This is a genomic window from Lentzea albidocapillata subsp. violacea, from assembly GCF_900100275.1.
Classification (GTDB): domain Bacteria; phylum Actinomycetota; class Actinomycetes; order Mycobacteriales; family Pseudonocardiaceae; genus Lentzea; species Lentzea violacea.
Genome location: NZ_FNET01000013.1, coordinates 1 through 21,048 on the forward strand (window position 1 = coordinate 1; position 21,048 = coordinate 21,048).

General features: G+C 69.9%; 21 protein-coding genes. 11 read left to right on the plus strand and 10 right to left on the minus strand.

The window, feature by feature from the left end; all coding sequences use genetic code 11:
• Nucleotides 1–287: 287 nt before the first annotated feature.
• The 4 genes from BLR21_RS26355 to BLR21_RS26370 all read right to left on the minus strand — a co-directional run bounded on the left by BLR21_RS26355 (nt 288) and on the right by BLR21_RS26370 (nt 4,995).
• Nucleotides 288–1,823, minus strand: a complete 1,536-nt coding sequence (locus BLR21_RS26355) for a DEAD/DEAH box helicase (protein WP_090009456.1) — start codon at nt 1,821–1,823, stop codon at nt 288–290.
• 237 nt (nt 1,824–2,060) lie between these two features.
• Nucleotides 2,061–3,026: a serine protein kinase RIO gene (locus tag BLR21_RS26360; RefSeq protein ID WP_420843909.1), complete on the minus strand. Its 966-nt coding sequence runs from the start codon at nt 3,024–3,026 to the stop codon at nt 2,061–2,063.
• Between the two features lie 208 nt (nt 3,027–3,234).
• Nucleotides 3,235–3,963 carry a peroxide stress protein YaaA gene (gene yaaA / locus BLR21_RS26365; protein ID WP_090009461.1) on the minus strand — a complete coding sequence of 243 codons (729 nt, stop codon included), beginning with the start codon at nt 3,961–3,963 and terminating at the stop codon, nt 3,235–3,237.
• 276 nt (nt 3,964–4,239) lie between these two features.
• Nucleotides 4,240–4,995 (minus strand): SAM-dependent methyltransferase, encoded by a 756-nt coding sequence (locus tag BLR21_RS26370; protein WP_090009464.1) that lies wholly within the window; start codon nt 4,993–4,995, stop codon nt 4,240–4,242.
• A gap of 86 nt (nt 4,996–5,081) precedes the next feature.
• Here BLR21_RS26370 and BLR21_RS26375 point away from each other — a divergent pair, with 86 nt between their 5' ends.
• Nucleotides 5,082–6,038 (plus strand): GNAT family N-acetyltransferase, encoded by a 957-nt coding sequence (locus BLR21_RS26375; protein ID WP_176929793.1) that lies wholly within the window; start codon nt 5,082–5,084, stop codon nt 6,036–6,038.
• Here BLR21_RS26375 and BLR21_RS26380 read toward each other — a convergent pair.
• Entirely contained in the window at nt 6,035–6,394 is a 360-nt protein-coding gene (locus BLR21_RS26380; protein WP_090009470.1) for a VOC family protein, read from the minus strand. The genes BLR21_RS26375 and BLR21_RS26380 overlap by 4 nt on opposite strands.
• Before the next feature lie 135 nt (nt 6,395–6,529).
• Between BLR21_RS26380 and BLR21_RS26385 the strand changes: the two genes are divergently transcribed.
• Nucleotides 6,530–8,272, plus strand: coding sequence for a proline--tRNA ligase (locus BLR21_RS26385; RefSeq protein WP_090009473.1), 1,743 nt, complete (start codon nt 6,530–6,532; stop codon nt 8,270–8,272).
• 140 nt (nt 8,273–8,412) lie between these two features.
• On the opposite strand, the gene BLR21_RS26390 is transcribed toward BLR21_RS26385, so the two are convergent.
• Nucleotides 8,413–9,354 (minus strand): DUF8017 domain-containing protein, encoded by a 942-nt coding sequence (locus tag BLR21_RS26390; protein ID WP_143027882.1) that lies wholly within the window; start codon nt 9,352–9,354, stop codon nt 8,413–8,415.
• A gap of 119 nt (nt 9,355–9,473) precedes the next feature.
• Between BLR21_RS26390 and BLR21_RS26395 the strand changes: the two genes are divergently transcribed.
• On the plus strand, nt 9,474–10,412 hold the full coding sequence (locus BLR21_RS26395; RefSeq protein WP_256334947.1) for an ABC transporter permease: 939 nt from the start codon (nt 9,474–9,476) through the stop codon (nt 10,410–10,412).
• A gap of 268 nt (nt 10,413–10,680) precedes the next feature.
• Here BLR21_RS26395 and BLR21_RS26400 read toward each other — a convergent pair whose 3' ends face one another.
• Complete coding sequence (locus BLR21_RS26400; protein WP_090009483.1) at nt 10,681–11,088, minus strand: YjbQ family protein; 408 nt, start codon at nt 11,086–11,088, stop codon at nt 10,681–10,683.
• Nucleotides 11,089–11,092: 4 nt separating this feature from the next.
• Complete coding sequence (locus BLR21_RS26405) at nt 11,093–11,650, minus strand: sugar O-acetyltransferase (protein ID WP_090009487.1); 558 nt, start codon at nt 11,648–11,650, stop codon at nt 11,093–11,095.
• Nucleotides 11,651–11,672: 22 nt separating this feature from the next.
• On the opposite strand from BLR21_RS26405, the gene BLR21_RS26410 reads away from it, so the two are divergent.
• The 4 genes from BLR21_RS26410 to BLR21_RS26425 are packed head-to-tail and all read left to right on the plus strand — an operon-like array spanning nt 11,673 to nt 14,832.
• Nucleotides 11,673–12,626 carry a glycosyltransferase gene (locus BLR21_RS26410; protein WP_090009490.1) on the plus strand — a complete coding sequence of 318 codons (954 nt, stop codon included), beginning with the start codon at nt 11,673–11,675 and terminating at the stop codon, nt 12,624–12,626.
• Nucleotides 12,627–12,637: 11 nt separating this feature from the next.
• The gene (locus BLR21_RS26415; RefSeq protein ID WP_090009493.1) at nt 12,638–13,102 is read left to right on the plus strand and encodes a DUF4442 domain-containing protein; all 465 of its coding nucleotides are present in this window, start codon (nt 12,638–12,640) and stop codon (nt 13,100–13,102) included.
• Nucleotides 13,095–14,048 (plus strand): aminotransferase class V-fold PLP-dependent enzyme, encoded by a 954-nt coding sequence (locus tag BLR21_RS26420; protein WP_090009496.1) that lies wholly within the window; start codon nt 13,095–13,097, stop codon nt 14,046–14,048. Before BLR21_RS26415 ends, BLR21_RS26420 begins: the two co-directional genes overlap by 8 nt.
• Before the next feature lie 55 nt (nt 14,049–14,103).
• Nucleotides 14,104–14,832, plus strand: coding sequence for a hypothetical protein (locus BLR21_RS26425; RefSeq protein WP_090009499.1), 729 nt, complete (start codon nt 14,104–14,106; stop codon nt 14,830–14,832).
• A gap of 3 nt (nt 14,833–14,835) precedes the next feature.
• Here the strand turns inward: BLR21_RS26425 and BLR21_RS26430 are convergent, their stop codons facing one another.
• Nucleotides 14,836–15,264 (minus strand): ferritin-like domain-containing protein, encoded by a 429-nt coding sequence (locus BLR21_RS26430; RefSeq protein WP_090009501.1) that lies wholly within the window; start codon nt 15,262–15,264, stop codon nt 14,836–14,838.
• On the minus strand, nt 15,261–15,773 hold the full coding sequence (locus BLR21_RS26435; RefSeq protein WP_256334948.1) for a hypothetical protein: 513 nt from the start codon (nt 15,771–15,773) through the stop codon (nt 15,261–15,263). Before BLR21_RS26435 ends, BLR21_RS26430 begins: the two co-directional genes overlap by 4 nt.
• Nucleotides 15,774–15,831: 58 nt before the next feature.
• Between BLR21_RS26435 and rimP the strand changes: the two genes are divergently transcribed.
• From rimP to infB, 4 genes are all read left to right on the plus strand, one after another.
• Complete coding sequence (rimP, locus tag BLR21_RS26440) at nt 15,832–16,356, plus strand: ribosome maturation factor RimP (protein WP_090009504.1); 525 nt, start codon at nt 15,832–15,834, stop codon at nt 16,354–16,356.
• Nucleotides 16,353–17,366, plus strand: a complete 1,014-nt coding sequence (nusA, locus tag BLR21_RS26445) for a transcription termination factor NusA (RefSeq protein ID WP_030479556.1) — start codon at nt 16,353–16,355, stop codon at nt 17,364–17,366. The genes rimP and nusA overlap by 4 nt, the downstream gene beginning before the upstream one ends.
• A gap of 126 nt (nt 17,367–17,492) precedes the next feature.
• A complete protein-coding gene (locus tag BLR21_RS26450; RefSeq protein ID WP_245816273.1) occupies nt 17,493–17,735 on the plus strand; it encodes a YlxR family protein in 243 nt (80 codons plus the stop codon).
• Between the two features lie 87 nt (nt 17,736–17,822).
• Nucleotides 17,823–21,044, plus strand: coding sequence for a translation initiation factor IF-2 (infB, locus tag BLR21_RS26455; RefSeq protein ID WP_090009507.1), 3,222 nt, complete (start codon nt 17,823–17,825; stop codon nt 21,042–21,044).
• The last annotated feature ends 4 nt before the right edge of the window (nt 21,045–21,048 follow it).

Sequence of the window (21,048 nt, forward strand, 5' to 3'; positions counted from 1 at the left end):
GACCTTGGCCGTAGATCGAGGCAGCTGTTGCCGATCACCTGTGTGCGGGCGACATCGGTCTCGTGGATGGTTGAAGCCGCCTAATGCGGGCGATCTTCGTAGTAGATCGAGGCAGTCGTTGCCGATCGCTTGTCCGTGGCCGATTTCGGTCTCGTGGACAGTTGAAGCCGCCCCCAATGCGGAAGGCAGCCGCGCAGGCACCACTCACGTCGCAGGCGACTCGCCCTCGCGCACGGCAAAGGCCGCCTCCCCAAGGGAAGCGGCCTCAACCGTTGATCAGATCAAGCTCAGTGCTGCGGCGCTGCCCGGCGCGGACGACCCGTGCCGCGCTCGGTTCGCCCGAACGCGCGACCACCCTCGGTCCGCTCCGAACGGCGCGGTCCACTGCGGAACTCGCCGCCCTCGGTGCGGCGGCCGGAGCCACCGCGGGTGGCGCCACCGGCGGCCGGAGCGCCGAAGCGTCGGCCGGAGCCACCGCTGCGGCGGGCCGGCTTCTCGCGTTCGATGATCGGCTCGCCGGACGGCGTGCGGGCGCCGGTGATGCGGGCCAGATCGTCGTCGCCGGGGCGCACCTTCGTGCTCTCCGGACGGATGCCCGCACGTGCGGCCATGCCCTGGACTGCGCGGCGCTGGTCGTGCGTGACCAGCGTGACGACCGTGCCGGACTGACCGGCGCGGGCCGTGCGGCCGGCGCGGTGCAGGTAGTCCTTCGGGTCGGCCGGCGGGTCGACGTGCACGACCAGTGACACGTCGTCGACGTGGATGCCGCGGGCGGCTACGTCGGTGGCGATCAGCACGGGGGTGGTGCCCTCGCGGAACTCGCCGAGCACGCGGGTGCGTGCGCTCTGGGCCTTGCCGCCGTGCAGTGCGCCGGCGTGGACGCCGACCGAGCGGAGCTTCTTGGCCAGGCGGTCGACGTGGTGCTTGGTGCGCACGAACATGATCGTGCGGCCCTCGCGCGCGGCCACCTCGGTCACCACGTTCTGCTTGTCCTCGGCGGACACGAGCAGCAGGTGGTGCTCCATCGTCGTGACGCTCGCGGTGGCCGGGGCCACCGAGTGCGTCACCGGGGAGTGCAGGTACTGGCGGACCAGCTTGTCCACGTCGCCGTCGAGCGTCGCGGAGAACAGCAGCCGCTGGCCGTCCTGCGGGGTCAGGTCGAGGATCGCCCGGACCTGGGGCATGAAGCCCATGTCGGCCATCTGGTCGGCCTCGTCCAGCGCGGTGATCTCGACGGAGCCGAGGTCGCACGTGCCCTGGCGGACGTGGTCGGACAGGCGGCCCGGCGTGGCGATCAGCAGGTCGACGCCGCGGCGCAGGTGTTCGATCTGGCGCGGGAACGACGTGCCGCCGACGACGACGCGGCACCACAGGCCCAGCGAGCGGGCGTGCGGCATGAGCGCCGTCTCCACCTGCATCGCGAGCTCGCGGGTCGGAACGAGGATCAGGCCACGCGGCTTGTGAGGCACCGAGCGGCCCTTCGCGAGGCGGGTCAGCATCGCGAGGCCGAACGCCAGCGTCTTGCCGGAGCCGGTCTGGCCTCGGCCGAGGATGTCGCGGCCGGCCATGGCGTCGGGAAGGGTGGCCGCCTGGATCGGGAACGGCTCGGTGATTTCGTTGGCGACGAGCGACTTGATGAGCGCGTCGGCAAGGCCGAGTTCAGCGAACGAGGGCAACGGGCCTTCCGGCAGCGTGCTCTCGAACGGCTCGGCGACGATCGGTTCCTCGACCCGCTGCTGCGGACGCGAGGAATTGCCCTGGCGACCCGAGCGGCGCCGCGGTGACCTGCGGCTTTGCCCATGCTCGGAACGGCCTTCGGACATTGATGGCAAAACAAACCTCCGGGACATGGCACGTCTCGAGGCTGCCCCGCGAGCTACCGCGGTGCCGATCACAAGGACGGGCCCGGCGTGATGGTCACGCCGCTGATGAGTGGGTGGAAACACCGGTCAACGGCCGTCAGGCCTTCATCGGTGTACAGCACAGTCTAGCTGATCAATGGCGACGCCTCGCGCGCCCGGCAGTGTCGTTGGACACCACCGGGCGCGCGCGACGATGGGTCACCCCATGCCCGCCACGTCCAGCAGCGTCGCCACCAGCGCGGACGGGTCGCCGATCTCCGGCGGCAGGCCGCGCGAGGCGAACCAGCCGCAGATGTTGCGGACGTCGCGGTCGAGGAACTCGATACCGCGGGGGTTCGCGACGAGGTCGACCACCTGCGGCAGGTCGATCACGACCAGCCTGCCGTCGTGCACCATCAGGTTGTACGCCGAGAGGTCGCCGTGCGTGATGCCCGCCTCGGCGAGCGTCATCAGCGTGGCGACCAGCTGGCGCCACAGGTCGAGCAGTTCGTCCTCGTCGGGACGGGTCTGCGCGAGCCGCGGTGCCGCGTTGCCCTCGGCGTCCCCGATGAACTCCAGCAGCAGCTCGGTGCCGCTGCGCTGCACCGGATACGGCACCGGAGCGCCGATCTGCCACAGCTTGGAGAGCGCGGCGAACTCCGCGACCGTCCACTGTTCCGCGATCAGGTTGCGCCCGAACGCGGTGCGGTTCGCGATCGCCCGCGTCTCACGGGACTTCTTCATGCGACGACCCTCGAGGTACCCCGCGTCGCGGTGGAACATCCGGTGGTCGTTGCTGCGGTAGCGCTTGGCGGCGAGCAGGCACGACCTGTCGCCCATCGCGCGTTCCAGCAGGAAGACGTCCGCCTCCTTGCCGGTCTTCACGATGCCCAGCTCGCGGTCGACCGCGGCCAGTTCGGTGATGAGCCAGTCCGGGTGCGGTTTCGGACCCTGATCGGCATCGCCCCACGTGGACCAGCGGTCGCCGTCCTCGGGGGTGTCCGCCGAACTGAGCTGGTCCTCGCGCACTCGTGCGACGCGCAGCTTCTCTTCTTCGGTCATTCGGCCGCGACGCGTGGGTTCCGCGTCGTCGGCCTTGCGGTTGGTGCGCTTTCCCTTGCGCCGCATGGTGTCGGCGGCGCCATCGAAAGCAGATTCGTAGCGTTCGAAAACGTGCTCGCGCACGGTGGGGTCTCCCAGGTGATGAAGGTGACCGCCCCACTGGCGCTCTGCGATCAAACGATGCTGATCAGGCGCGAGGGACGGCTGGACGGGTCGCGAGTGCGGTGCCACGCCCAAAGACAGGCTCTGACATTTCGCACCTCCTCGATCCAGCTCCGTTGTCACGCTTCGGGGAGAAGCCTGCCGCACGCGTTCGGTGCGCGCAACCGAATTAACCGGTGATCAGGTCCGCGGTCTTCGCGCCGGTCGGCACCATCGTGAGCCCGGCCTTCCGCGCGAGCTTTACCAGGCCTTTCAGGTCCGCGGGCTCCGCGCTGGACTTCGCGATTGCCCGCGCGAGCAGACCCTTGTGCGCCTTGTTGAAGTGGCTGACGATCTTGCCCTCGCTCGTGACCACCCGGACGACGACGGCGTGCGGGATCCGCGCGAGGCTCGAGTACGCGCCGGAACGCAGGTCGACGACGAACTCGTCGGCCTCCTCGAACACCGGCTCCAGCACGGACTTCCACACCGTGCGCAGGCTGCCGCACGACGGGAGCGTGCTGCCGCCGGACAACCGGTACGCCGGCACCGGGTCGCCGCCGCGAACCGCCCCGAACAGCGCCGAAGCGACCGCAAGCCGCTCGTAGGCGCGTTCTTTCTCGGCCTTCCTGAGCGACGGGAAGTCCAGGTTGTCGTAGAGCACGCCGGTGTAGCGCAGCAGCGCGGGTGTGGTCTCGGACGTGCGCAGCGACGCGTTGCGGTGCACCTCGTCGACCTGGCGTTCGGAGATGTCGAGCGCCTTGAGACTCGCCGGGACGTCCTTCGCGAGATCGGCCAGCGCGGACACCAGCTTGTCGCGCACGGGGTTGAGCTCGGGGAACGACAGCGCGTCGAGGTCGAGCGGCGCGCCCTCGCCGCCGATCGCCTTGGTCTCCGACGGGGGAAGCAGCACCAGCACGGGTCAAAGGGTAGGGCAGCGGCCGAAAACCGCTGGACCTGCGTGGTCGTCGGAGCGGCAGGGAAGAACTCGGCGCTGCACCGCGTGCCTCCGGGGGCGTGGGTACCGCGGCGGGCCACACCGAAAGGCCTGTGAGCCGGGAATTCCGGCGCACTGACCCTGCCCCGTGTCGGTGGAGCGTGCCGCAGACCGACATCGGTCTGCGGCGCGTGCGTTGAGGCGCACCAGCCGAAGCTGTTGTGTCGTGCAACGCCAGCGTCGCTCTGACCGCAATCCCTAGGGTGCCTGCAACGTCAGGTAGGCCAAGCCCATCGTTTCGCGCCATCCGCGCAGGCGGTAGTGGCGGGCGTTGTCGGCCTTGGCCCTGATCTCCGCGACGTGCTCGGAGCCGGGGTTGTCGCGCAGCCAGCGTTCCCAGGCGAGGCCGTGGCCGTTCTCGAACACGTCCCACTCGTCGAGGCTCGCCTGTTCGACGGCGAGCATGCGGTAGCCGTGGCGGTGGGCCAGGTCAACGAGGTCGGCCAGCGAGCCGTACTGGTCTCGCGGAACCGGCATCGCGGCCAGTTGGGCCTCGGTGGGTTCGCGTTCCCAGAAGCCCTCGCCGAGCAGGAGCCGGCCGCGCGGAGCGAGCAGCTTCCTGGCCTCGGTGAGCGCGTTCGCCGTGTGCTGCAACGGGTCTCCGCCCCACACCTGGCTGGCGCCGTTGACGATGACCACGTCGGCCGGCCTGGCCGGGTGCCACTCGGCGACGTCGGCCACCTGGAGGCTGACGCGGCCGCTCAGGCCTCGGGCGTCGGCGTTGGCTTGGGCGCACGCGATGTCCGTCGCGTTCCTGTCCACGCCGGTGCCGGTGGCCGTGGGGGCGGCTTCCAGGGTGCGCAGGAGGAACTCCGCCCAGCCGCAGCCGAGGTCGAGCACGTGGGCGTCGTCCAGTGGCATGAGCGAGCGGATGAGGCGGGCGGCTCGTTCCTCGGACAGGGGTCCGTGGAACGTCAGGTCCTCATGCAGCGGTGCGATCTCCGGAGATGTCATCGCTCGCAGGATGGCTCTGGTGGCACGGCTCGGGCAACGCGTTATTCGGTTGTTGGGGCTATCTCCCTTCCGTAGCGTCAGTCGGCGTGGAACTCGTGTGGCGCCCGCTCACGACAGCGGACATCCCGGCGGTGGCCGCGCTCTACAACACGGCCGAGGCGGTCGACGACACCGGCGAACTGATGTCCGAAGAGGACTTCGCCCAGTCGTTCGGCCAGGCCGACCTGCCAGGTGGGTCGCTGGCCGTGTTCGCGGACGGACGGCTCGCGGCTTACGGGCTGGTCGTGTTGCGCGACAACCCCGTTGGCACACATCGCGTCCGGCTCGACGGGATGGTGCACCCCGAGTACCGGCGTGCGGGCATCGGGCTGCAGCTCCTGCCCCGCCTCGCCGAACTCGCGCGCGACCTCCACGTCGCACGGCACCCGGACCTGCCGCTCGCCGTGTGCACCATGGTCGAGAGCCGGTCCGAAGGGCACATAGCGCTGGCCGAGAAACTCGGGTTCGGCGCGGACCGCCACTTCTACGAGCTGGAGGTGGCACTGGGCGAGACACTCGCCCAGGTCCCGATCCCGCCCGGCTACGAGATCGTGCCGTTCTCCGCGGCCCGTGACGAAGAGGTCCGCCTGGTCTGCAACGCGGCGTTCGCGCAGCACTGGGGATCGGTCGAGCGCAGCCCCGAGGAATGGGCGGCGTCGTTCACCGACAACAAGCGGTTCGTTCCGGAATCCTCCTTCCTGGCGCTCTCGGACGACGCGGTGGCCGGGTTCGTGCTCGCGCGGCACTACCCGGTCGTCGAGGAGATGACCGGTGTCCGCGAGCTGTGGATCGGTGACGTCGGCACCCTGGAGGAGCACCGCGGGCGTGGCGTGGCCTCCGCCCTGCTGAGCTGGACGCTGGCTCAGGGCAGGGCGAAGGGCCACCACCGCGCGGGACTCTCCGTGGACTCGGCCAACTCGACCAGTGCGCTCGGCGTGTACGAGCGCGCCGGGTTCGAGGTGGCGCGGACCTGGATCGACTACGGGCGGCCGGAAGAGCTTTAGAGCTCCTCGCCCGCCTGGCCGACGCAGAACTGGTTGCCGTCCGGGTCGGCGAGCACCGACCACACGAGACCGGGGACGCTGTGCACCCCGACCTCCGTGGCGCCGAGCTCGACCAGGCGGGCCACCTCTGCCAGGCGATCCGGCACGTGCGAGTCGAAGTGGACTCTGTTCTTGCCCGGCGTCGCGTTCGGCACCTGCTGGATGCCGAGCGCCGGACCGGACGCGGTGTTCGGCGCGAGCACGATGAACTCACCCCAGTCGTTCTGGATCTTGGTGCCCAGAGCGGCCGTCCAGAACTCGGCGAGCTTGCGTGCGTCGCCCGTGTCGATCGTGATCATCTCAATGGTCAGCGGCATGGAACGGACGCTACTCAGGGGGTCTGACAATTCCGGTCGCCGCAGGTCAAAGCCACACCGGAGCACCGCGCGCGATTTCGGGAAACATCCAACCAGTACGCTGCTACAACTGCCCGTGAACGAGGAGTACCCACCGTGATCACCAGGATGTCGTCGCTGTTCCTGCGCACCCTTCGCGAGGATCCGGCGGACGCCGAAGTGCCCAGCCACAAGCTGCTGGTGCGCGCCGGCTACGTCCGCCGCGTCGCGCCGGGCGGGTACACCTGGCTGCCGCTGGGCCTCAAGGTCCTGCGCAACATCGAGGCCATCGTCCGCGAGGAGATGGACGCCTTCGGCGCGCAGGAGATCCAGTTCCCCGCGCTGCTGCCCAAGGAGCCCTACGAGGCGACGAACCGGTGGGAGGAGTACGGCCCCAACCTGTTCCGCCTCAAGGACCGCAAGGGCGCCGACTACCTCCTCGGCCCCACGCACGAGGAGATGTTCACCCTCACCGTCAAGGGCGAGTACAGCTCCTACAAGGACTACCCGGTCACGCTGTACCAGATCCAGACCAAGTACCGCGACGAGGCGCGTCCCCGTGCGGGCATCCTGCGCGGCCGCGAGTTCCTGATGAAGGACTCGTACTCGTTCGACCTCACCGACGAGGGCCTGAGCCAGTCGTACCAGAACCACCGCGACGCCTACATCCGCATCTTCGACCGGCTCGGCCTGGAGTACGTGATCGTCTCCGCCACGTCCGGCGCGATGGGCGGCTCGGCGTCCGAGGAGTTCCTCGCCGTCGCCGAGACGGGCGAGGACACGTTCGTGCGCAGCACCGAGTCCGGTTACGCGGCGAACGTCGAGGCCGTCGTCACGCCCGTGCCCGCCGAGCAGTCGATCGACGACAAGCCCGCCGCGCAGGTGCACCACACGCCGAACACGCCCACCATCGAGACTCTGGTGGACTTCCTCAACGCCAACACCGACCGCAAGTTCACCGCGGCCGACACGCTGAAGAACGTCCTGGTGAAGGTCAAGCACCCCGGCAAGGACTGGGAGCTGCTCGCGGTGGCCGTCCCCGGTGACCGCGAGGTCGACTTCAAGCGCCTCGAGGCAGCGTTCGAACCGGCTGAGGTCGCGATGCTGGAAGCGGCCGACTTCGCCAAGAACTCGTTCCTGGTCAAGGGTTACATCGGTCCGGGCGCCATCCAGGCCAACGGCATCCGGTTCCTCGCCGACCCCCGCGTCGTCAAGGGCACCGCGTGGGTCACCGGCGCGGACAAGGCCGACCACCACGTCGTCGACCTGGTGGCGGGCCGCGACTTCACCCCCGACGGCGTCATCGACGTCGCCGAGGTCCGCGAGGGCGACGCCTCCCCGGACGGCAAGGGCGTGCTGGTCGCCGCGCGCGGCATCGAGATCGGCCACATCTTCCAGCTCGGCCGCAAGTACGCGGACGCGTTCTCGCTCGACGCCCTCGGCTCGGACTCCAAGCCCGTCCGCATCACCATGGGCTCGTACGGCGTCGGCGTCTCGCGTCTCGTCGCGGTCATCGCGGAGCAGTCGCACGACGACCGCGGCCTGATCTGGCCCCGCAACGTCGCGCCCGCCGACGTCCACGTCGTGGTCGCCGGCAAGGACGAGACGCTCATGGGCGCCGGCGAGGACTTCGCGAAGCAGCTCAGCGCCAAGGGCCTCAAGGTCCTGCTGGACGACCGCAAGGCGAGCCCCGGCGTGAAGTTCGCGGACGCCGAACTCGTGGGCATCCCGACGATCCTGGTGATCGGCCGCGGTCTGAAGGACGGCACCGTCGAGGTCAAGGACCGCCGCTCCGGCGAGCGCGTCGAGGTGCCGGTCGCCGAGGCCGTCGAGCACCTGGTGCGGGTCGTCGCCGGCTAGAACAGGTAACTGAACGCCGGGTGGTGCGCTGGAAGTGGGCGCGCGGCCCGGCGTTCGGCGTTTCAGCGGTCGGCCTGTCCGCGGGGGAGTGGACTCGTTGCCTGCCGCCGTCCACATCGGACGGCGGCGCGCGGTAGGTCCTACGAGGTCGGCACCAGGGACTCGACCATCTTCTGCAGGTCGGACTCCTTGGGCAGCGGCGGGGTGGTGCCGCCACCGCCTCCCTCCAGGTCGCCGTTGACGGCCAGCACGTGCAGCTTGCTGCTGCCGTTGAGCACCACGACCTTGACCATGCCCTTGCTCGCCAGGCACTTGTTGCCGGTCTGCGTGACGATGGCGTCCACCTGCACGCCTTCGATGGTGACCTTCTTGCCGTCCTTCTGGGTGTGCTGGATCTTCACCGGCTTCGGCTGCGTCGTGGTGACCTTCGGGTCGCCGCCCGACGAGTAGTACTGCGCGGCGAGGGCCTTGGTGAAGTCGGTGGCCGCGGTGTTGATGTCGCTTTTCGGGAGCAGCGTGCCGCCGTTGGTGCCCTTGGTGAACGGCTTGCCCTCGCAGGTGTAGTCGCCGTAGGTGGTGATGCCGGACAGCGAGATGCCCGCGATGGCCTCCACCGGGATCTTGACGTCGGCGATGATGTCCCAGCTCTTCGGGACCTCGTAGTTGAAGCCGAGCGCCGTCTCGACGCACTGCTGGCCCTCGGTCTTCGGGCAGGCGGCGTCGGTCGGCTGGGCGGAGGTGCTGGGCGGCGGAGACGGGTCGTTCGTCGCCGTGTTGCCCGAGCGCGAGAGCAGGAACCAGGTGAGGCCGCCGCCGACGAGCAGCACCAGGACCACGGTGCCGAGCACCAGCCAGAGGGTCTGCTTGCTCTTCTTCGGCGGCTCGTTGTCGAAGCCGCCGTACACGCCGAGGCCGCCGTACCCGCCGTAGCCCTGCTGCGGGAACTGGCCCTGGTCCGGGAAACCGCCGGTCTGCGGGTACCCGCCGGTCTGGTAGCCACCGCTCTGGGGGTCACCCTGCTGCTGGCCCCAGCCCTGCTGGTCGTTCCAGCCGCCCTGTCCGCCGCCACCTGGGTAAGTCACGGGCAAACGGTACCTGGTGGGTCTGACAGCGGTTCAATTCATCACGCGTTGACTTCCGTGACGGAGGGGGCGTAGCGTTCCCGTTAAATTCAACGCCTGATGAACTAAGGGGTCCGATGATGCGCACCGTGCTGGTCACCGCCGTCGCAGGTGCTGTGGTGGCGTTCCTGCTGGGATTGCTGACGTTCGGCGTGCAGGCGACCGTGCACCCGCACGACGTTCCGCTCGCCGTGGTGGGGCCTCCGCCTATCGCGGAACGCGTCGCGAGAGCCGATTCCGCCGAGATCGACGTCCGGGTCGTGTCCGCGGACGAGGCCCGGAACCTCCTGCGGGACAAGGAGGTCTACGGGGTGCTGGAGGTCGCGCCCGGCCAGGCGACGATCCGGCTGAACCCGGCGGTCAACCCGTCCGGCACGCAGGTCGCCCAGCAGGTGCTGACCGGTATCGCGCAAGGTGCCGGACTGCCGGTCAAGGTCGAGGCCACCACCCCCACCGCCGCCGAACGCACCGCGCCGCTCGCCGCGTCCGCGCTGCTGTGGGTCGGCGGGATGATCGCCGGACTGCTGTTCGTGGTGCTGAAGGGCAGGAGGCTGAGGTGGCTGTCGGCGGTGACCGCCGCCGTCCTCGTCACCGGCTCGACCGTGGGCCTGCTGGCCTGGTGGGGCGTCACGTTCACCGCGCAGGCGCTCACGTTCATGCTCGCCGTCGCCGTGTCGTTCGCGCTTCTGCAGGCCGGGCTGTTCAAACACCTCGGCATCCGCGCGATGGGCGTCCTCGGCATCCTCTACCTGATGGCACCGGCGGTCGCGGGCCAGGTGCCCGAACTGCTCAACCCGGTCTACAAGGCGGTCCTGTGGTCGTGGACGCCGTTCCGGTTCTCGGCGGAAGGCCTGCGCAGCCTCATGTACGACGGCTCCATCAGCACCGAGTGGTGGGTGTTCGGCGGGATCGCGCTCGTCGGCCTCGTCCTGCTGCTCGTGGGCAAAGAGGCGGGTCCGCCGCGCCCCCTCGACGCGGCGGACCCTGATCGCGAGGTCAGCAGGGCTTCACTGAGCTGACCGTGTTGTTCGCGTTCGCAGTCAAGGGGCCCCGCGTACCGGGCTGACCGGCATCACGAACGCCATCGCGTTCAACGACGACGCCACCATGTTCGCGGCGTCCGGCGACGGTGCGATCCGGCTGTGGCGCAAGGAGAACGGCGACTATCGTCCGTACGCCACGCTGCGCCTCTGGGATCTCGACGAGGAACGGGTACGGCGCGAGGTCTGCGTTCGCTACTTCGAGGCCGGCCGGGCCCGGTGGAGCCGGTACGCGCCAGGAGTGCCGTCAGCCTGCCAGGAAGCTCAGCCGGACCGTGCGGACGGGATTGTCGACGTTGGTGTCGACGAGGCAGATGGACTGCCAGGTGCCGAGCGTCAGCACCCCGCCCAGAACGGGGATCGTCGCGTAGGGCGGCACCAGTGCGGGCAGCACGTGGTCGCGGCCGTGGCCTGGAGTGCCGTGCCGGTGCTGCCACTTCACGTCGTGGGGCAGGATGCGTTCCAGCGCGGTCAGCAGGTCGTCGTCGCTGCCCGCGCCCGTCTCGATGATGGCGACACCGGCCGTCGCGTGGGGCACCCACACGTGCAGCAGGCCGTCGCCGTCCTCGCTGTCGAGGAACCGCTGGCACTCCCGCGTGAGGTCGTACACGACCTCGTCGGAGCCGGTGCGGATCTCGATCTCCTCGCTGCGCATGACCTCAGATCTTACGAACCACCCGCGCGGGGTTGCCGACCGCAAGCACGTGAGCAGGCAGATCGCGCGTCACGACACTGCCCGCGCCGACCACCGTGTTGTTGCCGATGGTGACGCCGGGGCACACGATCACGCCGCCGCCGAACCACACCTTGTCCCCGATGACGATCGGTGCGGTCGTCTCCCAGCCCTCGATGCGCGCGTCGTGGTCCTCGATGGGGTGCAACGCCGTCAGCAACTGCACGCGCGGACCCATCATCACGTGGTCGCCGATGGTCACCGGGCCGCAGTCGAGGATGATGCCGTCGTAGTTCATGAAGGTGTTCGCGCCGATGCGGGTGTTGTAGCCGTACTCGATCTGCAGGCGCTGCAGGAACGTCGAGTTCTCGCCGATCTCCGCCACGAACCCCTTGAGGATGCCGTACATCCCGTCGAGGTCCTCGGGGTCGTGCGCGTTGAACCGGGCCATCTCGCGCCAGGCGCGGCGCCGGTCCGCGTCCAGCTCGGGGTCCGCCGCCAGGTAGGGCTCGCCGTTGATCATCTTCTCGCGGTTGGTTCCCATGAGGACTCAGTATCGTCACGGCATGCGCGTGCTCTTCGCCAGCATGGCCGCCGCCGGCCACACGTACCCGTTGATCCCGTTGGCGCAGGCCATGCACAAAGCCGGGCACGAGGTGCACTTCGCGGTCGGCGAGGAGATGCACCCGGTGCTCGGGAAGCTCGGGCTGCGGCCGTTCCGGCCGGGGCTGGTGTTCGGCGAGATCTACGCCGAGGACATCGCGCAGGAGCTGGAGCGGTTGCTGCCCGACCTCGTGATCGGCGGGTGGGCGGTGCCCGAGGTCGTCGCCGAGGCGCGGCGCCGCGGGTTTCCCGCGCTGTGGCACGGGTTCGGGCGGATGTTCCCCGCCGGGATCGGCCTGGTTCGGCCCACCGGCGGGCGGCACCTCGACATCTGCCCGCCCTCGTTGCAGGACGCGAACTTCCTGCGGGAGGAGCGGATCCCGTTGCGGGCGGTGCCGTTCTCGACGCCCGGTGACGTGCCGGTGCGCACGGCCGGGAAGCTGGTCTACCTCACGCTCGGCACGGCGTTCGGCACGCGGGAACTGCTCGCCGAGGCGGTCGTGGGGCTCGGCAAGATCCCCGAGGTGCAGGTGGTCGTGGCCGCGCCGCACGTCACGCTCGGCCACGTGCCGCCGAACGTGACGGTCTACCCGTGGCTGCCGCAGGCGGAGGTGCTCCGGTACGCGGACGTCGCCGTTCACCACGGCGGCAGCGGCACGATGCTGGGCGCGCTCGTCGCCGGCGTGCCCCAGGTCGTCCTGCCGCAGGGGGCGGACCAGTTCGGCAACGCGGACGCGCTCGTCGCGGCCGGTGCGGCGCTGCGGCCGGCCGCGTTCAGTGCCGGACCGATCGCGGACTGCGTGCGACGGCTGCTCACCGACTCGTCCTACCGGGAAGCCGCTGGTCAGCTAGCTCGGGAGATACGTCACACGCCCTCGCCGGAGGAAGTTGCGGACAGTCTGGCGGACGTTGTGTAACACTGTTTTGTATGAAGGCAAGCCGCCTGCGCTTCGGGATGAACCTGTGGCCGCCGTTCCTGTTCGCCGGCATCCGCGTCGTGGAGATCTCGCCGGACTACCGGTACGCACGGGTGCGGATGCGCCTGCGTCCGTGGAACCGCAACTTCTTCGGCACCCACTTCGGCGGATCGCTCTTCGCGATGACCGACCCGTTCTGGGTCTTGCTGCTGTTCAACCAGCTCAAGGGCGAGCACGTGGTGTGGGACCAGGCCGGTGAGATCGAGTTCGTCGCGCCCGGCCGCGGCACCGTGCACGCCGAGTTCCGGCTGACCGACGAGCACGTCGCCGAGGTCCTGGACCAGACCAGGGACGGCGAGAAGGCGTTGATCTGGTTCGAGACCGACGTCGTCGGGCAGGATGGGACCGTGATCGCACGGGTGAAGAAGCAGGTCTACGCGCGCCGCAAGCGCGACAAGCAGCTCGCGCATGCGTGAGGCCTTCGGAGCGGTCTTCGACGTCGAGCCCGGTTACCTGAACACGGCGTCCATCGGTGTGCCGCCCCGGCACGTCGCCGACGCGGTGGCGGCCTCGCACGAACGGTGGCGGCGCGGCCGGGACACGTCGTCCACGTTCAACGCGGTCGTCGAGACCTCGCGCGAGGCGTTCGGGCGGCTGGTCGGGGTGCCCGCGGCCTCAGTTGCCTGCGGCGCGACGGTTTCGCAGTTCGTGTCACTGGTCGCGCAGTCCCTGCCGGCCGGCTCGAAGGTCTTCGCCGACCCCGGCGACTTCACCAGCGTCACGCTGCCGTTCGTCGCGGCCGGGCACCAGATCGTGTCCACGGTGGAGGAAGCCGACCTCGTCGCCACGAGCGTGGTCCAGTCGGCGGACGGCCAGATCGCTGACCTCGCAGCGTTGCGCGCTTCGGGCAAACCCGTGCTGCTCGACGTGTCGCAGGCCGCCGGGTGGCGGCCGTTGTCGTTGGCGTGGGCCGATTTCGTCGTCGGCGTGGCCTACAAGTGGCTGATGGCACCGCGTGGCGCGGCCTGGATGGCGGTGCGCCCGGACCGGATGGCGTCCCTCAAGCCGTTGGCGGCCAACTGGTACAGCACCGGCGAGAACTACGGCACCGACCTCGTGCTCCGTTCGGACGCACGGCGGTTCGACCTCTCGCCGACGTGGTTCTCACACGTCGGTGCGGCGGTCGCGCTCCCGTGGGTGGCCTCTTTGGACCTCGAAGCAGTGCGCGCGCACTGCGTGAGCCTGACGGATCGCCTCCTGGCCGGTTTGGGTCTGCCGCCCAACGCCTCGGCGATCGTCTCCGTCGCCAGGCCACCCGTTCAGGGGGTCGTATCTTCGGTTCGTGCAGGTCGGACGCGGTATGCGTGCCACATGTACAACACGATCGAGGACGTTGACCGGGTGCTCGAAGCGCTCGCGTGACTGCCGTCCGTTACCGTGGGTCCTTGTGTCGGAACCACGCCAGTCACCTGAAGAGGTGACCCAGAACCTGCCTCGCTTCCCACCGAGGCCTACCGACACCGCGCCGTTGTATCCGGCCGACGAGCTCATGAAGCTGCAGTCGATCATGGACAACCGTCAGGGGCAGCTGCCCCCGCCACCGCCTCCGCCCCAGCGTAAGTCGACGTGGGTGGGCAAGGCGCTGGCGCTCGTCGGCGTCGCGGTGGTGTCGGGGTTCGTGTGGTGGGTGCTGCAGCCGTCGAACCCGGTCGACCAGCCGGTCGCACAACCGCAGAAGACCGCGGGGGAGTTCGAGTTCACCACCGTGCCGGAGTTGCCGGAACCGGTGAAGGACAGCGACTGCGCGGCCCACGCGACGAGCCAGACGCAGGCGTTCTTCAAGACCACGCCGTGCCTGCAGCTGACGCGCGCCTTCTACACGGCCAAGTTGCCGGACGGCCGCACCGTGTACTCGTCCGTGTCCGTCGTGAAGATGAAGACGGCGGACGAGGCGCGGCAGCTGCGGGAGCTCACCCAGAAGGACGGCACCGGCAACGTCAAGGACCTGGTGCTGGACAAGGCCATCAGCGTGCCGCCGCTGACCACGCTGGCCAACGGCGGATACGCCTCCGAGCAACGCGACGAGCTGGTCGTGATCGTCGAGTCCGACTCACCGACCAGGGGTGCCGACGCGCTCGCGCACAACAAGGACATGAAGAGGGTCTCCAACGACGCGATCAGGCTCGCGTCGTCGTTCGGCAACTAGCCCTCAGCCCGAGGCGACACCCGGCATCGTGATCGATGCCGGCGCCGAGCCCGCGGCCTTGCGCCAGCGGGTCGCACGGACGGCGGCCGTCGTCAGCGCCTCCAGCGCCGACGTCCGCAGCCCGGAGTCGTCGGTCCGCTCCAGCACACCTCGCCACGCGGCACAGGTGTCCTGCTCGACCGCCACGAGCGCGGCGAGTGCGGAAGGCCCGTCCGACACCGGTGCGGGCGGCAGGTAGGCCGCGGCGGGCGGGTTCGGGGTCGCCCCGTGGTCACGCAGCCACCGCTCCGTCGTGTCCCGGCGCGCGCGGTGCAGGGTCGAGCCCTCCGCGACGGCGGCGGCCTGCTCGTTCAGGAACGCCGACACCATGCCGTAGGTCCACAACGCCGCGTGCTCGGTGCCGAGCGCGGTCTGCACGGATTCCACGCTCATGCGAGCACCTCTCGCAGCGAGGCGCAGCCGGCGGCCACCGAGCCGACGAGACCGGCGCGGTAGGCGGGCAACGAGGTGACGGTGGCCGAGGCCTCGCGGACGGCCTCGTCGAGCGCGGTGCGCAACGCGGCCAGCGGGTCCGGCGGCGTGGGCGGCGCGGTGGGAGCGGGCGGCACGGTGGACGACTGCGGCGGGCGTTCGCGATCGACCTCGGCCTGCAGCAGTGAGGCGTGCGTCGCACGGGCTTTCGCGATCTCCGCGGCCGCGGGCACCGTCGTCAGCGCCTGGGCCAGCCTGGCGTCCGCACGGGCCTGCGCCGCGAGGGCCGAGAGCGGGTCCGGCGGCGGTGGCGGCGAAGGTTCTGCGGTGCACGCGACGGCGAGCGGCGCGGCGGCCACCGCGAACAGCACCCGGCGGCGGCTGACCGATTCGGAGATCACACGGCCCATGTTGCCAGCAGCCGTGCGGCGCGGTGGGAGCCGGGCGAACGAGATAGTCTGGTCGTCCACGGTCGCCGAAATACCGTCGGCCGGGGTTTTCATGCGTTCGAACTGAAGGAGACACCACGTGTCCAGCCCGCCGCGCGGAGAGCTTTCCGCGCAGCTAGCACCCGTTGTGCGGGAAGCTCTCGAAGCCGCCGGCTTCGACCTCGACGCGCTCGACGTGAATCAGGCTGGGCGCCGCCGTCTGGTCAAAGTGGTCGTGGACGGCGAGGACGGGATCGGGCTCGACGAGGTCGCCGAGGCGAGCCGCGTGGTCTCCGCCGCACTCGACGAGCACGACCACATCATCAACGGGCCGTACACCCTCGAGGTCACCTCGCCGGGTGTCGACCGTCCCCTGACGCGCCCGCGCCACTGGAAGCGCGCTCACCTGCGTCTCGTGAAGATCAAGCAGCCCGACCAGCCCGAGTGGTTCGGCCGGGTCGGCGAGTGCGACGAGACCGGGGTCGAGCTGCTGCACAAGGACGAGCTGCGACGCGTGGAGTACCGCCACATCGAACGTGCGGTCATGGAGATCGAGTTCAAGCAGCCGCCGGTCGAGGAACTGGCTCGGCTCACTCGGAAAGCACCGAAGGAGGAGCCGAGGTGAACGTCGACATCGCCGCCCTGAGGGCGATCGAACGTGAAAAGGACATCCCCTTCGAGACGGTCCTGGAGGCGATCGAGTCAGCACTGCTGACCGCCTACAAGCACACCGAAGGGCATGCCACGCATTCGAAGGTGGAGATCGACCGCAAGACCGGTGCCGTGCGCGTGATCGCGCAGGACCTGGCGCCGGACGGCGCGGTCCGGGAGGAGTGGGACGACACTCCGGAAGGCTTCGGCCGCATCGCGGCCACGACGGCGCGTCAGGTCATCCTGCAGCGCCTGCGCGACGCCGAGCACGAGCGCACGTTCGGTGAGTTCGCCGCCAAGGAGGGCGAGATCATCGGGGGTGTCGTCCAGCGCGACGCCCGTGCGAACGCCCGCGGCATGGTCGTCGTGCAGGTCGGCGACACCGAGGGTGTGCTGCCGCCGGCCGAGCAGGTGCCGGGCGAGCAGTACAACCACGGCGAGCGCATCAAGTGCTACGTCGTGAGCGTGTCGCGCGGTGCCCGCGGGCCGCAGATCGCTCTCTCGCGGACCCACCCGAACCTCGTGCGGCGGCTGTTCGCCCTCGAGGTCCCGGAGATCGCGGACGGCACCGTGGAGATCCCCGCGGTGGCACGTGAGGCAGGTCACCGTTCGAAGATCGCCGTGAAATCAACGGTTGCCGGAGTGAACGCCAAGGGCGCCTGCATCGGCCCGATGGGTGCCCGTGTGCGCAACGTCATGCACGAGCTCGGTGGCGAGAAGATCGACATCATCGACCACTCGGACGACCCGGCCACGTTCGTCGGGAATGCCTTGTCCCCGGCCAAGGTTGTGTCCGTACGGGTGCTCGACGAGCGTGCCAAGACGGCGCGCGTCGTGGTGCCGGACTTCCAGCTCTCGCTGGCGATCGGCAAGGAGGGCCAGAACGCCCGCCTGGCCGCCCGTCTGACGGGCTGGCGCATCGACATCCGCAGTGACGCGGAGGCTCCGGCCGCCGGTGCGGTCACCTCCGGTTCGGCTGAATGAGCTCCAGGGGATAGAATTATCAACGGTTCAACGTCGGGATCGGTTTCCCAGCACATCGGCCCTGTTCGTACGTGCATCGGATGCCGTACCCGGACGTTGCCGTCTGAGCTGCTGCGTGTGGTCGCGGTGGACGGTTCGGTGGTTCCGGACGTCCGTCGGCGGCTTCCTGGTCGAGGTGCTTGGTTGCATTTCGATCTCGAATGTCTCCGCAACGCCGAGCGGCGACGGGCGTTCTCGCGGGCCTTCAAGGTCCAGGGAGCACTCGACGTCGCTTCGCTGCGCGAGCACGTGGAGCAGCAGCAAGGGAACTTGGCCTCGGGACAGCCCCGCGGCCAACAAGCATCAAGGAAGCAGGTCGACCCGTCATGAGTCAGCCGTGAAGCTGAAGACATGAACGCGCGACGTTAAGACGAGGTCGATGGGACTTGCCCGCCGGCCTCACGACCTAGGAGAGCAGTGGCAGGCAAGGCCCGCGTGCACGAGCTCGCAAAAGAGCTTGGTGTTACGAGCAAGGAAGTTCTCAACAAGCTCGCCGAACAGGGCGAGTACGTGAAGTCCGCGTCCTCGACCGTCGAGGCCCCCGTGGCCCGGCGGCTTCGTGACGCCTACGAAGCCAAGTCCTCGAAGCCGGCTCCCAAGCCGTCCGCTCCGAAGCCGAAGGCACCCGCACCCGCTGCCGCCGCAGCGCCCGCCGCACCGGCGGACGCCAAGCAGGCGGCCGACGACAACAAGCCCGCTGCGGCCAAGGGCATGCCCGGACCTCGTCCGGCCGCCCCGCGCCCGCCGGCGCCGAAGCCCGCTCCGGCAGCTCCTGCCGCGCAGACTCCGGCTCCCGCGGCGCCCGCACCGGCACCCGTGCAGTCCGAGGCTCCGGCCGCCGCACCGGCAGCTCCTGCCGCGCAGGCTCCGGCCGCGCCCAAGGCTGCCCCGGCTCCCGGCTCCAAGCCGGGTAGCGGTCCGCGTCCGGGCCCGCGCCCGGCTCCGGTTCCGGAGAAGCAGCCTCAACAGCCCCAGCAGCCGCAGGCCCCGGCCGCGTCCGCTGGTGCACAGCCCCAGTCCGTGGTGCCGCCGCGCACGCAGGCTGCCAAGCCTGCCGGTCCGCGTGGCCCGCGTCCGGGCAACAACCCCTTCGGCGTCGGTGGCGGCAACGCTCCGTCGCCGCGTCCCGGACCTCGTCCCGGCCCGCGCCCCGAGCAGGGCGGCGACCGCCCCGCAGGCGGCGGGAAGCCCGGCGAGCCTCGTCCGGCGAACCCCCGTCCGAGCGGTGCGCCCGGTCAGGGTGGTCAGCGTCCGGCTGCCGCGCAGGGTGGCGGTCGTCCCGGCCCCGGCCAGGGCGGTCCTCGTCCCGGTGGCCCCGGTCAGGGCGGTCCTCGTCCCAACCCGGGCAACATGCCCCCGCGGCCGAACCCCGGCATGATGCCGGGCAACCGTCCGGCCGGTAACCGGCCTGGTCCCGGCGGTGGCGGCGGTGGCCGTCCCGGTGGGGGCGGCGGTGGCGGCGGTCGTCCCGGTGGGGGCGGCGGCGGTGGCGGCGGCTTCCGCGGAGGCCCCGGTGGCGGCGGTGGCGGTGGCGGTGGCTTCCGTCCCGGTGGCGGCGGTGGCGGTGGCGGTGGCTTCCGTCCCGGTGGCGGCGGTGGCGCCGGTGGCGGCTTCCGTCCCGGCGGTGGCGGCGGCGCAGGCGGCGGTGCCCCTGCCGGTGGTGGCGGCGGTTTCCGCGGTCGTCCCGGTGGCGGCGGCGGCGCTGGTCGCGGTGGTACCGCTGGTGCCTTCGGTCGTCCGGGCGGTCCGGCGCGTCGTGGACGCAAGTCCAAGCGGCAGAAGCGCCAGGAGTACATGGACAACATGCAGGCGCCTTCGGTCGGTGGCGTCCGCCTGCCCAAGGGCAGTGGCGAGACGATCCGCCTGCCGCGCGGTGCCTCGCTGACCGACTTCGCCGACAAGATCAACGCCAACCCGGCGTCGCTCGTGCAGGTGCTTTTCCACCTGGGCGAGATGGTCACGGCGACCCAGTCGGTGTCCGACGAGATCTTGGAGCTGCTCGGCACCGAGATGAACTACGTCGTGCAGGTCGTGTCCCCCGAGGAGGAGGACCGCGAGCTGCTCGAGACGTTCGACATCACCTACGGCGAGGACGCCGGTGACGAGGACGACCTCCAGATCCGTCCGCCGGTCGTGACCGTCATGGGTCACGTCGACCACGGTAAGACGCGACTGCTCGACACCATCCGCAAGGCGAAGGTGGCCGAGGGCGAGGCCGGTGGCATCACCCAGCACATCGGTGCGTACCAGGTGCAGACCGAGCTCGAGGGCAACCCGCGGCTCATCACCTTCATCGACACCCCGGGTCACGAGGCGTTCACCGCCATGCGTGCTCGTGGTGCGAACGCGACCGACATCGCGGTCATCGTCGTCGCCGCTGACGACGGCGTGATGCCGCAGACCGTGGAGGCGATCAACCACGCGCAGGCAGCTCAGGCGCCGATCGTGGTCGCGGTCAACAAGATCGACAAGGAGGGTGCGAACCCCTCCAAGATCCGTCAGCAGCTGACCGAGTACGGACTGGTCGCCGAGGAGTATGGCGGCGACACGATGTTCGTCGACATCTCGGCGAAGCAGGGCATCAACATCGACAGCCTGCTCGATGCCATCCTGCTCACCGCCGACGCCTCGCTGGACCTCCGGGCCAACCCGGACATGGAGGCCCAGGGTGTCGCGATCGAGGCGCACCTCGACCGCGGTCGCGGTCCGGTCGCCACAGTGCTCGTCCAGCGCGGTTCGCTGCGTGTGGGTTCCTCGATCGTCGCGGGTGACGCTTATGGTCGCGTCCGCCGCATGGTCGACGAGCACGGCGATGACGTCACCGTCGCGACCCCGTCGCGTCCGGTGCAGGTCATCGGTCTGACCTCGGTGCCGCGTGCAGGTGACTCGTTCCTCGTCGTCGACGAGGACCGCGTCGCCCGCCAGATCGCCGAGCGTCGTCAGGCCCGCACCCGCAACGCCGCCAACGCGGCGAAGCGCAAGCGCGTCAGCCTGGAAGACCTGGACGCAGCGCTCAAGGAAACCAGCGCTCTCACCTTGATCATCAAGGGTGACAACTCGGGTACCGTCGAGGCCCTCGAGGACGCGCTCATGAAGATCGAGGTCGGCGACGACGTCGAGCTGCGCGTGATCCACCGCGGTGTCGGTGGCATCACCGAAGGCGACATCAACCTCGCCGTGGCCGGTTCCGCCATCGTCCTGGGCTTCAACGTCCGGGCCGAGGGCAAGGCGACCGAGCTCGCGAACCGCGAAGGTGTGGACGTCCGGTACTACACGGTCATCTACCAGGCGATCGACGAGATCGAGGCGGCCCTCAAGGGTCTCCTCAAGCCGGAGTTCGAAGAGGTCCAGCTCGGCCGCGCCGAGGTTCGCGACGTCTTCAAGTCCTCCAAGGTCGGCACGATCGCGGGTTGCATGGTCCTGTCGGGCGAGATCCGCCGCAACGCGCGTGCTCGCCTGATCCGTGACGGCAAGGTGATCGCGGAGAACCTCCCGATCAGCTCGCTCAAGCGGTTCAAGGACGACGCCACCGAGGTCCGCGAAGGTTTCGAGTGTGGTCTCACGCTCGGCAACTACAGCGACCTCAAGCTGGAAGACGTCATCGAGACCTTCGAGATGCGCGAGAAGCCGCGCGCCTAGTCGG

What these genes read in the sequence shown, in the direction of transcription:
- BLR21_RS26355 (WP_090009456.1), bottom strand. Translation starts at nt 1,823, where the DNA reads ATGTCCGAAGGCCGTTCCGAGCATGGGCAAAGCCGCAGGTCACCGCGG.
- BLR21_RS26370 (WP_090009464.1), bottom strand. Translation starts at nt 4,995, where the DNA reads ATGACATCTCCGGAGATCGCACCGCTGCATGAGGACCTGACGTTCCAC.
- BLR21_RS26380 (WP_090009470.1), bottom strand. Translation starts at nt 6,394, where the DNA reads ATGCCGCTGACCATTGAGATGATCACGATCGACACGGGCGACGCACGC.
- BLR21_RS26395 (WP_256334947.1), top strand. Translation starts at nt 9,474, where the DNA reads ATGCGCACCGTGCTGGTCACCGCCGTCGCAGGTGCTGTGGTGGCGTTC.
- BLR21_RS26400 (WP_090009483.1), bottom strand. Translation starts at nt 11,088, where the DNA reads ATGCGCAGCGAGGAGATCGAGATCCGCACCGGCTCCGACGAGGTCGTG.
- BLR21_RS26405 (WP_090009487.1), bottom strand. Translation starts at nt 11,650, where the DNA reads ATGGGAACCAACCGCGAGAAGATGATCAACGGCGAGCCCTACCTGGCG.
- BLR21_RS26410 (WP_090009490.1), top strand. Translation starts at nt 11,673, where the DNA reads ATGCGCGTGCTCTTCGCCAGCATGGCCGCCGCCGGCCACACGTACCCG.
- BLR21_RS26415 (WP_090009493.1), top strand. Translation starts at nt 12,638, where the DNA reads ATGAAGGCAAGCCGCCTGCGCTTCGGGATGAACCTGTGGCCGCCGTTC.
- BLR21_RS26420 (WP_090009496.1), top strand. Translation starts at nt 13,095, where the DNA reads ATGCGTGAGGCCTTCGGAGCGGTCTTCGACGTCGAGCCCGGTTACCTG.
- BLR21_RS26430 (WP_090009501.1), bottom strand. Translation starts at nt 15,264, where the DNA reads ATGAGCGTGGAATCCGTGCAGACCGCGCTCGGCACCGAGCACGCGGCG.